General features: G+C 71.9%; 14 protein-coding genes and 1 riboswitch. Of the genes, 4 read left to right on the forward strand and 10 right to left on the reverse strand.

Features of this window, described 5'->3' with window-relative positions:
* Positions 1–7 precede the first annotated feature (7 nt).
* The 3 genes from QT196_RS23275 to QT196_RS23285 form a co-directional block, all read right to left on the reverse strand.
* The gene (locus tag QT196_RS23275; RefSeq protein ID WP_266734321.1) at positions 8–793 is read right to left on the reverse strand and encodes an ABC transporter ATP-binding protein; all 786 of its coding nucleotides are present in this window, start codon (positions 791–793) and stop codon (positions 8–10) included.
* Positions 793–1,887: an iron ABC transporter permease gene (locus tag QT196_RS23280; RefSeq protein ID WP_266734319.1), complete on the reverse strand. Its 1,095-nt coding sequence runs from the start codon at positions 1,885–1,887 to the stop codon at positions 793–795. The genes QT196_RS23275 and QT196_RS23280 overlap by 1 nt, the downstream gene beginning before the upstream one ends.
* Positions 1,888–2,008: 121 nt before the next feature.
* Positions 2,009–2,082, reverse strand: a riboswitch (cobalamin riboswitch).
* A gap of 42 nt (positions 2,083–2,124) precedes the next feature.
* Complete coding sequence (locus QT196_RS23285) at positions 2,125–2,712, reverse strand: FABP family protein (RefSeq protein ID WP_168480848.1); 588 nt, start codon at positions 2,710–2,712, stop codon at positions 2,125–2,127.
* A gap of 286 nt (positions 2,713–2,998) precedes the next feature.
* On the opposite strand from QT196_RS23285, the gene QT196_RS23290 reads away from it, so the two are divergent.
* Positions 2,999–3,364 (forward strand): DsrE family protein, encoded by a 366-nt coding sequence (locus tag QT196_RS23290; RefSeq protein WP_085928098.1) that lies wholly within the window; start codon positions 2,999–3,001, stop codon positions 3,362–3,364.
* 36 nt (positions 3,365–3,400) lie between these two features.
* Here the strand turns inward: QT196_RS23290 and QT196_RS23295 are convergent, their stop codons facing one another.
* The 7 genes from QT196_RS23295 to QT196_RS23320 form a co-directional block, all read right to left on the reverse strand.
* A complete protein-coding gene (locus QT196_RS23295) occupies positions 3,401–3,688 on the reverse strand; it encodes a DUF3099 domain-containing protein (protein ID WP_085928099.1) in 288 nt (95 codons plus the stop codon).
* 187 nt (positions 3,689–3,875) lie between these two features.
* Positions 3,876–4,163 (reverse strand): DUF1416 domain-containing protein, encoded by a 288-nt coding sequence (locus tag QT196_RS23300; RefSeq protein WP_168480849.1) that lies wholly within the window; start codon positions 4,161–4,163, stop codon positions 3,876–3,878.
* 47 nt (positions 4,164–4,210) lie between these two features.
* Entirely contained in the window at positions 4,211–5,056 is an 846-nt protein-coding gene (locus QT196_RS23305; RefSeq protein WP_168480850.1) for a sulfurtransferase, read from the reverse strand.
* Between the two features lie 211 nt (positions 5,057–5,267).
* The gene (locus QT196_RS39400) at positions 5,268–5,375 is read right to left on the reverse strand and encodes a putative leader peptide (RefSeq protein WP_350252853.1); all 108 of its coding nucleotides are present in this window, start codon (positions 5,373–5,375) and stop codon (positions 5,268–5,270) included.
* A gap of 226 nt (positions 5,376–5,601) precedes the next feature.
* Positions 5,602–6,303: a DUF2993 domain-containing protein gene (locus tag QT196_RS23310; protein ID WP_168480851.1), complete on the reverse strand. Its 702-nt coding sequence runs from the start codon at positions 6,301–6,303 to the stop codon at positions 5,602–5,604.
* A gap of 172 nt (positions 6,304–6,475) precedes the next feature.
* Entirely contained in the window at positions 6,476–7,825 is a 1,350-nt protein-coding gene (locus QT196_RS23315; RefSeq protein ID WP_290355587.1) for a hypothetical protein, read from the reverse strand.
* 10 nt (positions 7,826–7,835) lie between these two features.
* Positions 7,836–8,081 carry a MoaD/ThiS family protein gene (locus QT196_RS23320; protein ID WP_168483921.1) on the reverse strand — a complete coding sequence of 82 codons (246 nt, stop codon included), beginning with the start codon at positions 8,079–8,081 and terminating at the stop codon, positions 7,836–7,838.
* 207 nt (positions 8,082–8,288) lie between these two features.
* Here QT196_RS23320 and QT196_RS23325 point away from each other — a divergent pair, with 207 nt between their 5' ends.
* The 3 genes from QT196_RS23325 (at position 8,289) to QT196_RS23335 (ending at position 13,871) form a co-directional block, all read left to right on the forward strand.
* The gene (locus QT196_RS23325) at positions 8,289–10,022 is read left to right on the forward strand and encodes an ABC transporter ATP-binding protein (protein ID WP_168480852.1); all 1,734 of its coding nucleotides are present in this window, start codon (positions 8,289–8,291) and stop codon (positions 10,020–10,022) included.
* Complete coding sequence (locus tag QT196_RS23330) at positions 10,019–12,037, forward strand: ABC transporter ATP-binding protein (RefSeq protein ID WP_282189766.1); 2,019 nt, start codon at positions 10,019–10,021, stop codon at positions 12,035–12,037. Before QT196_RS23325 ends, QT196_RS23330 begins: the two co-directional genes overlap by 4 nt.
* Positions 12,038–13,031: 994 nt before the next feature.
* A complete protein-coding gene (locus QT196_RS23335) occupies positions 13,032–13,871 on the forward strand; it encodes a response regulator transcription factor (RefSeq protein ID WP_168480853.1) in 840 nt (279 codons plus the stop codon).
* The last annotated feature ends 11 nt before the right edge of the window (positions 13,872–13,882 follow it).

Here is a 13,882-nt window from a genome sequence, read left to right on the forward strand (position 1 = left end):
GCGGTCCTCAGGAGTCGGCGGCGGGGGCGGTCAGGCGGTCGAACAGCAGCTGGACGGCGCCCGATTCGGGATGCCGTACGCGATGGGCGCGGACGCCGAAGACCTCGGCGAGCAGCTCCGGCGTGAGCACGTCGTGCGGCGGGCCCGCGGCGGCGATCCGGCCGCGGGCGAGGACATACAGCTCGTCGCAGTGCAGGGCGGCCAGATTGAGGTCGTGCAGCGCGGTCAGCACCGTCAGCCCGCTGTCCCGCACCAGTGCCAGCACCGCCAACTGCTGGGCGACGTCCAGGTGGTTGGTCGGCTCGTCGAGGACCAGCACCCGCGGATCCTGGGCCAGCGCACGGGCGATCAGCACCCGCTGCTTCTCGCCGCCGGACAGGCTGAGGAAGCCGCGTCCGGCGAGGTGGTCCGCGCCGACCCGGGCCAGCGCCCGCGTGCACTGCGCGGTGTCCGCCGCGCTCGCCCGGCCCGAGCCGCGCTGATGCGGCAGCCGCCCCATCGCGACGACCTCGGCCACGGTGAAGTCGAACTCCGTACCGGCCTCCTGGGGCAGCGCGGCCAGCAGCCGGGCGCCGGTGCGCGCGTCCATGGCGTGCAGATCCGCGTCGTCCAGCCGGACGGTCCCGGCGGCCGGGCGCAGCGCGCGGTAGACACAGCGCAGCAGGGTCGATTTGCCGCTGCCATTGGGGCCGACCAGGCCGACCACCCGGCCGCTGCCGGCCCGCAGGGTGATGTCGTGGACCAGCCGCTTCCCGGCCACCTCCACGGACAGGCCGGTGATGTCGATCCGCATCAGGCGCCGCCTCCGAAGGTGTAGCCGCGCCGCCGCATCAGCAGGACGAAGCAGGGCACGCCGAGGACGGCGGTGAGCACGCCTATGGGCAGTTCGACGGGCGCCAGCAGCACCCGGGAGAGCAGATCCACCCACACCAGCAGCACCGCGCCGAGCAGCGGGGCGACGGCCAGCACCCGGCGGTGGTCGGCGCCGACCAGCATCCGGGCGACATGCGGCACCATCAGCCCCACGAAGCCGATCGCGCCGCTGACCGCGACCACCGCACCGGTGCCCGCCGCCGCGACGACGAACAGCTCGCGGCGCAGCCGGGGGACGTCCACGCCGAGGGCGGCGGCGGTCTCGTCGCCCATGGCCAGCGCGTTGAGGCGGCCCGCGGAGAGCAGCAGATGGGCCAGTCCGGCGGCCACCGCGGCCCCGGCGACCGGCAGCGAGCCCCAGCCGGCCCCGCTCAGGCTCCCGAGCAGCCACATCATCGCCGAGCGGGCCGCCTCGCCGCGGTCGGCGGTGAACACCATGAGGGTGGTGAGCGCGGAGAAGCCGTAGTACATCGCGGTGCCGGTCAGCACGAGCCGCAGCGGGGTGAGCCCGTGGGCGGTGCGCGCGGCGGCGTACACCAGGGCCATGGCGAGCAGCGCGGAGGCGAAGGCCGCCGCCGACAGCGCCCAGACGCCGAGCGCGCCGAGCGCCCCGAAGAGGAGGACGGCGTTGGCGCCGACGGCGGCCCCGGAGGAGATCCCGAGGACGAACGGGTCGGCGAGGGCGTTACGGACCAGGGCCTGGACGGCCACGCCGAGGGCGGCGAGCCCGGCGCCGACGACGGCCGCCAGCAGGGCCCGCGGGAAGCGCAGCTCCCACACGATGGTGTAGACGGCGACCTCGTCGGAGGAGATCGTGCCGCCGGTCAGCCCGGCCCCCAGATAGCGCAGCACCTCGGCCCAGCTCAGACCGGCCGCGCCGAGCCCGGCGCCGCACAGCACGGAGCCGAGCAGCACGGCCGTGAGCACGGCGATCAGGGGTGGTACTGGCAGCCGCCGGGCGGGCGGCGGCGCGCCGGCCTCGTCCGTCGTCGGATGCGCGCTGGTGGTCGCCACGGTCGGCCGCCTACGGGTCGGGCCGCGTCCGTACGTACCAAGGGGTGGCCCGGGGCCGCGCGGGCCGGGCGGGGTCCCCTCGCAGTCCACGGCGAGTTGTACGGGAAGCAGTGCGCACCGCGGGTGATCGGGCTCGCGGAAGGAGACCTTCCGCCTACCGTTGCGGGTCAGCGCCGGACTTCGACCGGCTTCCCCCGCGGGGCGCTGGCAGGGAGAGCGGGACTCTCCCCGGGAGGTTTACGGGTTGTAGGGCGTGCCGTCCGGACGGAAGAAGGAGACGCCGTCCGGCATGTCCTCGGGCAGGCTCTCCGCCCACTCCTTGAGGTCGGCGACCTTCTTCAGATGCGCGGACATGTACGGCCGCAGCGGAACGTCCGGGGTGGACTTCTCGCCGACCCACATCAGGTCGCTGTTGACGTAGCCGTAGAGCCGCTTGCCGCCGCTGTACGGGCCGGAGGCGGCGGTGCGCGCGATGGCGTCGGTGGCCAGGTCGATCTGCGGCTTCTGGTCGGCCAGCTCGCCGTACCAGACCTCCACCACGCCCTGGTCGCGGCACATCACGATCTCGACCTTGCGGTCCGCGTCGATGCGCCAGTAGCCGCTCTCGGACTCCAGCGGGCGGACCTTCTTGCCCTCGGCGTCGAGCACCCAGCTGTGCGAGGTGTACTCCAGGAAGTCACGGCCGTCGTGGCTGAAGGTGACCTCCTGCCCGAAGTTGCACTTCTCGGTACCGGGGAAGTCGGCGACGCCGGCGCCCTCCCAGTTGCCGAGGAGGAAGGCGAGCGGCACCAGGGCCGGGTTCAGGTCGGACGGGATCTCGATCATGAGAGCTCAGACGATCTATAGAGAGGGGGACCGCCGGGGGCGCGGGCGGCGCTCCGGCGAGGGGTGGTGGTGACAGGCGCGCTCAGCGCTGGCCCTGGTACAGCTTCTTCCAGGTCAGACCGGCGAACGCGATGACGGCGACGCCGACCAGGACCAGCAGAGTGGTGAAGAATGCCTCAAGCACGAGCGCGCCCCTTGTACGAGGAGGGTGTAACGGACCGCCTGCGAGTCTAGTCGGCGGCGGTGACAGCGGCGCTGTGAGGTCCGCCGCGCCTACTCTTGCCTCATGGCGAAGAAGCTCGTGATCAAGGTGACGGCGGGCGCGGACGCGCCCGAGCGGTGTTCGCAGGCGTTCACGGTGGCGGCGGTGGCGGCGGCCAGCGGCGTCGAGGTGTCCCTGTGGCTGACCGGGGAGTCCGTGTGGTTCGCGCTGCCGGGGCGGGCGGCGGAGTTCGAGCTGCCCCACGCGGCGCCACTGCCGGAGCTGATCGACGGCATCCGCGCGGGCGGCGGGGCCATCACGGTCTGCACCCAGTGCGCGGCGCGGCGGGACATCGAGCAGAAGGATCTGATCGAGGGGGCCGGGATCGCCGGTGCCCAGTTGTTCGTCAGCGAGATCATGCCGGACGACGTCCAGGCGCTGGTGTACTAGGCGGACACCTGGCGCCCGCACCGCGGCGGGTCCGGCCTACTGCGGGTGCTTGTCGTCGCCCCGGTCGTCCAGTTCCCGCCACCAGCGGTCGGACTCGGGGTCGCCGGACTCGTCCCACCAGCGCTCGCCGGGCTCGCGCCGGTTGCCGATGACGGCCGCGACGGGCGGGATGACCATGGCGACGACGCACATGCCCACCGCGGCCGGTACCGACCACAGCCGCACCACACCCCAGGCCAGGACGAACAGCACCAGGCACACGCCCATCAGGACGAAGTACCTGCGATGGCGGCGCTGTACGGGCGACCGGCGGTGCGCGTCCATGACTCCACGGTAAGTCCGTGCGGGGCCGGACAGAAGTCGGGGCGGGACCCCGGTACCGGCCCCGCACGGCACGGAGGGCCGCATCCCAGCCAAGGCGTCCAAACCCCTGGGGTGCGGCCCTCCGGCCGTACTGCCGGTGGCGGCGGAATCCGGGTGATCCCGGGGGCCGCCGCCCCGCGTGCTGCCGTCAGACGGCGATGGCGACCTCCGCCAGTCCGCCCTTCTCGGCGACGACGGTGCGGTCCGCGGTGCCGCCCGGGACGAGCGCACGCAGCGTCCAGGTGCCCTCGGCCGCGTAGAAGCGGAACTGTCCGGTCGCGGAGGTGGGGACCTCGGCGGTGAACTCGCCGGTGCTGTCCAGGAGTCGGACGTAACCGGTGACGGGCTCGCCGTCGCGGGTCACGCTGCCCTGGATCGTGGTCTCACCGGGCTTGATCGTCGAGGCGTCGGGGCCGCCTGCCTTTGCTCCACACATGGGGGTACTTCCTTGAGGGGTTCGGGGGAGGGGAGAAGCGTGCTTGCTTACTTGGCGGCGCCGAGCTCGATCGGCACGCCGACCAGCGAGCCGTACTCGGTCCAGGACCCGTCGTAGTTCTTGACGTTGGTCTGGCCGAGCAGCTCGTGCAGGACGAACCAGGTCAGCGCGGAGCGCTCACCGATGCGGCAGTAGGCGATGGTGTCCTTGGCGAGGTCGACGGACTCACCCTCGTAGAGGGCCTTGAGCGCGTCGTCCGACTTGAAGGTGCCGTCGTCGTTGGCGTTCTTCGACCACGGGATGTTGCGGGCGCTGGGCACGTGGCCGGGGCGCTGCGACTGCTCCTGCGGGAGGTGCGCCGGGGCGAGCAGCTTGCCGCTGAACTCGTCGGGGGAGCGCACGTCGACCAGGTTGAGGTTGTCGATCGCGGCGACGACGTCGTCCCGGAAGGCGCGGATGGCGGTGTTCTGCGCCTTGGCCTTGTAGTCGGTGGCCGGACGCGCGGGAACCTCGGAGCCGTCGACCAGGTCGCGGGAGTCCAGCTCCCACTTCTTGCGGCCGCCGTCAAGGAGCTTGACGCTGCCGTGGCCGTAGAGCTTGAAGTACCAGTAGGCGTAGGAGGCGAACCAGTTGTTGTTGCCGCCGTAGAGGACGACGGTGTCGTCGTTGGCGATGCCCTTGGCCGAGAGCAGCTTCTCGAAGCCGGCCTGGTCGACGAAGTCCCGGCGGACCGGGTCCTGGAGGTCCTTCTGCCAGTCGATCCGGACGGCGTTCTTGATGTGGTTCTTGTCGTAGGCCGAGGTGTCCTCGTCAACCTCGACGAGAACCACCTTCGGGTCCTCGAGGTGGGCCTCGACCCAGTCGGCGTCTACGAGGACGTCGCTACGGCTCATGATTGTTCTCCTCCGGGGCAGTTGCGGGGGGCAGTGGCAGAGCTGCACTCGGGTATGCCGGGTGCGCGCCGTGGACTTCCGGACGGCCGTGTCGGGTGTACGGGGCCGACGTGGCGCTGTGCGGGGACGTACGGAAACGGCCGAAAGGGGCCGGCCGGGCGACGGGGAAACCCCTGCTCCTCAGGAGCGCGGGAAAGGGTGCGTCAGCCCGTCAGACAGGGCGACAGAGCATGGCGGCGACGCGGCACAGGTCCACTGCCCGCCGCTTCGTCAGTACCGCCCGTCCCCGCGGACGGAGACCGCTCAATGAGCTCTGCATGCCACCGATCGTAGGGACGCGGAGCGTCGCATGTCACCGGCGTGTCGGATAGTGAGACGCGTTTGTCCGTGATGTGGGACCGGAGGGCGTGCGGCGCGGTCCCGCACGGGCTCCTGGCGGCCGTACGCCCGTGGGGGGTCTGGCGTACGGACCGGGGTGTCTCAGGAAATGGACGGTGTCCGGATCGGCCGGCGGACCGGTGGGGCGGTCCGCCGGGGGAGTCCGGTCAGCCGGGAAGCTTGACGTTCTTGCCGGAGGCGGAGATCGAGAGGCCCTCGGACATCGTCACGACCTTGTCCAGCTTCAGGTTGCCGGGCAGCTGGTCCAGCTTCCAGTCGTGGTCGGTCTGGGCGCGCACCTTCGCCTCACAGCCCGGGAGGGCCCGGCACATCCCGGGGAGCCCGTCGGCCCGCAGCCGGACGGTGTCGCCGCCCACGATGCTGATGGAGCCGGTCACCTCCAGCGAGCTGAGGACCGGGATCTTCGGCGAGATCTTGACCTGGCTGCGGCCGTTCTTCTGCCCGCCGAAGCTGATCTTGACGCCGCCGCCCGCCGCCTTCGTCAGGTCGGCGTAGGTGATCCGGGCGTTGCCGGTGGCCGAGGCGGCGCTCTCGATGGAGGTGTAGTCGCTGGTCAGCCCGACGTCGAAGAAGTGCGCCGACAGCTGGTCGATGCGCAGCGCGCGCCCCTGGGCCCGGGCCTCGATGCCCCCGAGATCGGCGTCCACCTCCTGGAGGCTGCGGCCCGCGACCTGGGTCAGGAACGGGAAGCCCTTGATGGCGACGGTCGGGGTCCGGTCGAGCCCCTGGCTGCCGCGGATCTTCTCCGCGGCCTTGTCCTCGGCGAGCCCCACGGCCACCCGGTCGGCGGCCACGAACAGCCCCCCGAGTATGACCACGAGGATCAACAGCACGCGTAGTGCACGCATCGAACCACTACCCCCACACTGGGCCGGATTACGGCCGACTCGTCCATGCAGGCCCCCTGCCTGCGCTCCGGGGGAGCCTAGACGACGGGCTCCGGCAAACGGGAGCGGCGGCTGCCGGAACGCACAAGGTGCGCCACCGGCGGCCGCCGCTCCGTTTCGCTCGCCCTGAGCGCTATCCCAGCGCCCGCCCCAGGACGTACACCGCGGGCGCGGCCAGGGCCAGCGGCAGCGCCACCCCGGCCGTCAGGTGGACGAAGCGGGAGGGGTAGTCGTAGCTGGCCACCCGCAGGCCGATCAGGGCGCAGCCGCCGGCCGCCAGCCCCAGGAGCGCACCGGACGCCCCCAGGCCGGTGAGCTGCCCGGCCGCGATCCCGGCGCCCGCGGCGGCCACCAGCGCGATGCCGACCGAGGCGACCGGCGGCAGCGGCAGCGCACGGGCCAGGGTGGCCACCCCGACCGCGGCGGCGCCGACCACCACCGCGTGCGGGCTCGCCGCGAGCTGCCCGGCGGCCAGCACCACGAGGGCGGTCGAGGTCAGGCCCGCGGTCAGCGCGTACATCCGCTCGTCGGCGCTGCTGCGGTTGCGCAGCTGGAGGACGAGGACGAGCAGACACCACACCCCGAGCGTGCCGATGCCGACCAGGGGCGCGCTCTCGGGGTCGGTGGCCAGCAGGGCGACATCGGTGGTCAGCCCGGCCAGGAAGGCCAGTGCGATGCCCTGGCGGGCCGGCCACATGCCGTTGAGCCGGAACCAGCCGGCCGCGGTGACGGCCTGGAGCAGCGCCACCGGAATCGCCAGCACCGGACGGGCCAGTGGCGCGGTCAGCGCCAGCAGCAGAGCCAGTGCGGCGGTCAGCGCGGCCGGCTGGACACCGGGCGGGATGATCGGCGAGCGGCCCTCGGCGCGGGCGCGCTGGTTGGCCGCGAGCGGTGCGCTGGAGACCACCGCGGCGGCCGGTGCGGGCGCGGCGGCCGCCGGCCTGGCCTGCTGGGGGTGCCGCCGGGCGTACGGCTCCTCGGCCGGTGCCGCGGTCTGGTGCTGCGGGGGCAGCGGCGCGGGCTCGGCGTGCGGGGCCCGGTAGCCCTCCTGGCCGTGCGGCGGCTGCGGCACCGGCCGGGCGTGCTGCGGCTGTCCGTGCTGGGGCTGTCCCTGCTGCGGCTGTCCGTGCCGGGGCTGCTGTCCGTGGGCCTCGTACCCGTACGGGTCCTGCCCGGGCCGTCCGCGCCCGTAGGGGCCGGGCCCCGGCTGCGGCGCCGGGCCGGGCTGCTGCTGCCGATAGGGGTCGGGGGCCGGCTGCCGGCGGTACGGCGCCTGCGGGTCGTACGCCGCCTGCGGGTCGTACGGCTGCTGCGCCGCGGGCTGTTGCGCCGGACGGCCGTACGGGTCCTGCCGCCCATACGGGTCCGGTCGCCCGTACGGCTCCTGCGGGGCGTACGGGTCCTGCTGGGCGTAGGGATCCTGCGGCGCGTACGGGTCGTGCGGCTCGTAGGACGGGCGGTGCTGCGGCTGGTGGTCGCTCATGATCGTGTGCTCACCCTCCCGCGAACGGCGGCAGGACCTCGACGGTGCCGCCCTGGGCCAGCGGGACCGCACCGTGGTCGCGGGTGCCGACCGGATCGCCGTCCACCAGGAAGGAGCAGCGCAGCAGGACGCGCGCGAACTCGGGGTTCGCGGCGTGTGCCGCGCGTGCCGCGTCGAGCGCCTCGGCGAGCGTCGCCGCCGCATACGGCTCTTCTGCCGTGCCTGCGGCGGACTTGGCCGCGGCCCAGTAGCGCACGGTGCCAGTTGTTGTCACGGCGGCCTCTTCGTCGTGTCGGTCGGGGGGCTTCCGTGGTGGCGGAGGCCCCGTCGTTGCCGCCTCCATGATGGCGTACGCGGCGGCCCCTCCGGTTCCGGGCACATTCCGGCAACGGGTCAGGAACGGGACGGGGGCAGAACACGAAAATTCGATTGCCGAGGGCAAGTGTTCGCCTAGGCTCACGGTGTGTTGGTCCGACTAGCGCGGGCGCATTTGCGGCCCCACAGGCGCTCGATATCCCTGATCGTTCTGCTCCAGCTGATCCAGACCCTGGCCACCCTCTACCTGCCCACCCTCAACGCCGACATCATTGACAACGGTGTCGTGAAGGGGGAGACGGGCTACATCCTCCGTATCGGCGGCTTCATGGTCGCCGTCACCCTGCTCCAGATCGTCTGCGCGATCGGCGCCGTCTACTTCGGTGCCCGTACGGCGATGGCGCTCGGCCGGGACATCCGCGCCGCGGTCTTCGACCGGGTGCAGTCCTTCTCCGCCCGCGAGCTGGGCACCTTCGGCGCGCCGTCGCTGATCACCCGGACCACCAATGACGTCCAGCAGGTCCAGATGCTGGTGCTGATGACGTTCACGATGATGGTCTCGGCGCCGATCATGTGCGTCGGCGGCGTCATCATGGCGCTCAACCAGGATGTGCCGCTGTCCGGCCTGCTCCTGGTCATCGTCCCGGTCCTCGGGATACTCGTCTCACTGATCGTGCGCCGGATGCGTCCGCTGTTCCGCGGGGTGCAGGAGCGCATCGACACCGTCAACCGCGTGCTGCGCGAGCAGATCACCGGTATCCGCGTCATCCGCGCCTTCGTCCGCGACCGGCACGAGCGCGAGCGGTTCGCCGGGGCCAACACCGATCTCTACGAGATCTCGCTGCGCGCCGGCCGGCTGATGTCGATGATGTTCCCGCTGGTCATGCTGATCGTGAACCTCTCCAGCGTGGCCGTCGTCTGGTTCGGCGGGCTGCGCATCGACAGCGGCTCCATGCAGATCGGCGCGCTGACCGCGTTCCTCAGCTACCTCATGTACATCCTGATGTCGATCATGATGGCGACGTTCATGGTGATGATGCTGCCGCGCGCTGAGGTCTGCGCCGAGCGCATCCAGGAGGTCCTGGCGACCGACTCCAGCGTCACCCCGCCCGAGAACCCCGTCACCGAACTCCGCCGCCACGGCGAACTGGAGCTGCGCGGCGTCGAGTTCCGCTTCCCCGGCGCCGAACAGCCGGTCCTCAAGGACATCTCGCTGATCGCCCGCCCCGGTGAGACCACCGCCGTCATCGGCTCGACCGGCAGCGGCAAGTCCACCCTCCTGGGGCTCGTCCCCCGCCTCTTCGACGCGACCGGCGGCACGGTCCTGGTCGACGGCGAGGACGTCCGCACCCTCGACCAGGAGACGCTGGCCACGGCCATCGGCCTGGTCCCGCAGAAGCCGTACCTCTTCTCCGGCACCGTCGCCAGCAACCTGCGCTACGGCAACCCGGACGCCACCGACGACGAGCTGTGGCACGCCCTGGAGACCGCCCAGGCCCGGGACTTCGTCGAGCGGATGGAAGGCGGCCTGGACGCGCCCGTCGCCCAGGGCGGCGGCAATGTCTCCGGTGGCCAGCGCCAGCGGCTGGCCATCGCCCGCGCCCTGGTGCGGCGCCCCGAGATCTACCTCTTCGACGACTCCTTCTCCGCGCTCGACTACGCGACGGACGCGGCGCTGCGGGCCGCGCTGTCCCGGGAGACCGACCGGGCCACCGTCGTGATCGTCGCCCAGCGGGTCTCCACGATCCGCGGCGCCGACCGGATCGTCGTCCTGGACGAGGGCCGGGTCGTCGGCACCGGCACCCACGCCGAGCTGATGGCCGGCAACGAGACCTACCGGGAGATCGTGCTCTCCCAGCTCACCGAGCAGGAGGCGGCATGACCACCGCGGACAAGGGGGCGGCCCCCCGCGACGGGGTCCCGGCTGCCGCCGGGGAGACACCCCCCAAGGCCCCGGCGCGCGGTCCGGCCCCGGCGGCCGGACCCGCCCGGATGATGGGCGGCCAGCCCACCGAGAAGTCGATGGACTTCAAGGGCTCCGGCAAACGGCTGCTGGCCCAGATGCGGCCGGAGCGCGGCATCATGACCGTCGCCCTGCTGCTGGGCGCGCTGAGCGTGGCACTGACCGTCGTGGGCCCCAAGATCCTCGGCCACGCCACCGACCTGATCATGGCCGGCATCATCGGCCGGCAGCTGCCCGGCCGGCTCACCAGCGACCAGGCCGCCGACGCACTGCGCGCCCACGGCCAGGACGGGCTCGCCGACATGATCGGCGCAATGCCGGTCCACCCCGGCCACGGCATCGACTTCGGCGCCGTCGGCCAGGTCCTGCTCTGGGTCGCCGTGATCTACGCGGCCGCCTCGCTCTTCGGCTTCGTCCAGGCCAGGATCGCCACCCGGGTCGTCCAGCGCGCCGTCTTCCGGATGCGCGAACAGGTCGAGGAGAAGCTGGCCAGGCTGCCGCTGAGCTACTTCGACCGGCAACAGCGGGGCGAGGTGCTCTCCCGCGCCACCAACGACATCGACAACGTCCAGCAGACGCTCCAGCAGACCCTCAGCCAGATCGTGGCCTCGCTCCTGACCATCGTCGGCGTGCTCGCCATGATGTTCTGGATCTCGTGGCTGCTGGCGCTGGTCGCCCTGATCACGGTCCCGGTCTCGGTCGTCGTCGCCACCAAGGTCGGCAAGCGCGCCCAGCCGCAGTTCGTCCAGCAGTGGAAGACCACCGGCAAGCTCAACGCGCACATCGAGGAGATGTACACCGGCCACAGCCTGGTGAAGGTCTTCGGCCGCCAGCGCGAATCCGCCGAACTCTTCCGCGAACAGAACGAGGCCCTCTACGCCGCCGGGTTCAAGGCACAGTTCATCTCCGGGATCATCCAGCCCGCGATGATGTTCATCGGCAACCTCAACTACGTCCTGGTGGCGGTCGTCGGCGGCCTCCGCGTCGCCTCCGGCGCCCTCTCCATCGGCGACGTCCAGGCCTTCATCCAGTACTCCCGGCAGTTCAGCCAGCCGCTCACCCAGGTCGCCTCGATGGCCAACCTCGTCCAGTCCGGCGTCGCCTCCGCCGAGCGGGTCTTCGAACTCCTCGACGCGGCCGAGCAGGACCCCGACGCCGAGCAGCCGGCCCGCCCCGACCGGGTCGAGGGCCGGGTCGCCTTCGAGGACGTCTCCTTCCGCTACGCCCCCGACAAGCCGCTCATCGAGGACCTGTCACTGGCCGTCCACCCCGGCCAGACGGTCGCGATCGTCGGCCCGACCGGCGCCGGCAAGACCACCCTCGTCAACCTCCTGATGCGCTTCTACGAGGTGAGCGGCGGCCGGATCACCCTCGACGGCACCGACATCGCCGCCATGTCGCGCGAGGAACTGCGCTCCCACATCGGCATGGTCCTCCAGGACACCTGGCTCTTCGGCGGCACCATCGCCGAGAACATCGCCTACGGCGCCCCCGCGGGCACCCCCATGGACAAGATCGTGGCGGCCGCCCGCGCCACCCACGTCGACCGCTTCGTGCGGACCCTGCCGGACGGCTACGACACGGTGCTCGACGACGAGGGCAGCAATGTCTCCGTCGGCGAGAAGCAGCTGATCACCATCGCCCGCGCGTTCCTCGCCGAACCCGCCATCCTCGTCCTCGACGAGGCCACCAGCTCGGTCGACACCCGCACCGAGGTCCTCATCCAGCACGCCATGGCCCAGCTCCGCACCGGCCGCACCAGCTTCGTCATCGCCCACCGCCTCTCCACGATCCGCGACGCGGACGTCATCCTCGTCATGGAAAACGGCGCCATCGTCGAACAGGGCCCCCACGACGCCCTGCTGGCGGCCAACGGGGCATACGCCCGCTTGTACGCGGCCCAATTCGCCGAGCCTCTCGCCGAGGCGGGCTGAGCCCCACGTTTTTGGCTTTCCCGCCGTGGGTGTTGCTCGCCGTTGCGCCTGCGGCGGGCTGGGTGGGTGTCGGGTGCGGTGACGGGCCTCCGGGGCCTGGTGTGTGGACTGCTTCGCTTTACGTCCACACACCAGGCCCCGGAGGCCCGTCACCTCCCGTTGGGGGAGTGAGTGACGGTGGGTGGGGGCGCGCCGCCGTGAGCCGTGTCGGTGCGACCGAGCTGTCACTGCGATCTACGAGGCGCTGCGATCAACGAGGCACTGCGATCTACGAGGTGCGCCGGACCACCTACGGGTCCCCCACCAACGCTTTTCCCATCCCCCGACGGGAGGGGACGGGTCGGAGCGGGTGGGGGTTTCCGGTCGTAAAGCGAAGCAGTCCGGAAACCCCCACCCGCGGAGGCCCGTCACCGCACCCCGACAGCCCCGCGCAGCGGACCCGCCCGCCGCAGGCGCAACGGCGAGGTCCCACATGGGGGGAAAGCCGAAAACGTGGGAAGCAGTCCACATCGTGGACTCGTCGCGGCAAGAAATTCGCCACATCTCGCCGCACCCGCGACGCCCGTCGCATGCGCCGCGGCCGGGCCCGGGCCAAGACGTCCCCGGCCCCGTCAAATGGGGGCTGAGCCGCGTTGCGGGCGCCCCGCGAGTGGCCCCGTCGGATGGTCAACGACGGCACCCGTTGACCACTCGAAGTGATCGACGGAATACAAAAAGCTGCAAAAGTCGCCTCGGGTCCGGAACCCAGGTGAGCTATTCTGCTGGGCAAGAAGGATCCGGGCAGCGTAGCCCCCGGGTCCTTTTGTGCTTTCAACCGCCTGGTGCGCGGTGGGAAGGACCGTACGAAGCAGTGCCGCAGACTCCCCCGGCCAGGGCCGGGAGGTGCCCCCGTCGCAGGGACCGAGGAGGAACCAGACGTCATGGGCGAGCGAAGCAGGCAGGACCGCACGCAACCGAGAGCACAGCACCCCGAGAACCGGGTAGGTGGTCGGACGTGAGTTCACTTCTGCTGCTGACCAACGCACTCCAGCCGTCGACGGAGGTGCTCCCGGCGCTCGGCCTGCTGCTGCACAGTGTGCGGGTGGCTCCCGCCGAGGGCCCGGCCCTGATCGACACCCCAGGGGCCGACGTCATACTGATCGACGGCCGCCGTGACCTGCCGCATGTGCGGTCCCTGTGCCAGCTGCTGCGGTCCACCGGGCCCGGCTGCCCGCTGGTCCTGGTGGTGACGGAGGGCGGGCTCGCCGCCGTCACGGCGGACTGGGGCGTCGATGATGTCCTGCTGGACACCGCGGGCCCCGCCGAGGTCGAGGCGCGGCTGCGGCTGGCGATGGGCCGCCAGCAGATCACCACCGACGACAGCCCGATGGAGATCCGCAACGGTGATCTCTCGGTGGACGAGGCGACGTACAGCGCGAAGCTGAAGGGGCGGGTCCTGGACCTGACCTTCAAGGAGTTCGAGCTGCTGAAGTATCTGGCGCAGCATCCCGGCCGGGTCTTCACCCGCGCCCAGCTCCTCCAGGAGGTCTGGGGCTATGACTACTTCGGTGGTACGCGGACGGTCGACGTCCATGTCCGGCGGCTGCGCGCCAAGCTCGGCCCCGAGCACGAGTCGCTGATCGGCACGGTCCGTAACGTCGGCTACCGCTTCGTGACGCCGGAGAAGGTGGAGCGGGCGGCGGAGGCCAAGGCCAAGGAGGACGCGGCGAAGGCGGCGCAGTCCGGCCGTGGTGGGGAGCCGGTCCAGGGCCGCGGCGCGGGGGACGGTGACGGCTCCGGGAAGGCGGTCACCGCGGGCGCGGACTCCGGGGGCGCACGACCTGCCCGCCGGTAGCACCACCCGCG

The sequence above is a fragment of the Streptomyces sp. P9-2B-2 genome, assembly GCF_030406865.1.
GTDB lineage: Bacteria > Actinomycetota > Actinomycetes > Streptomycetales > Streptomycetaceae > Streptomyces > Streptomyces platensis.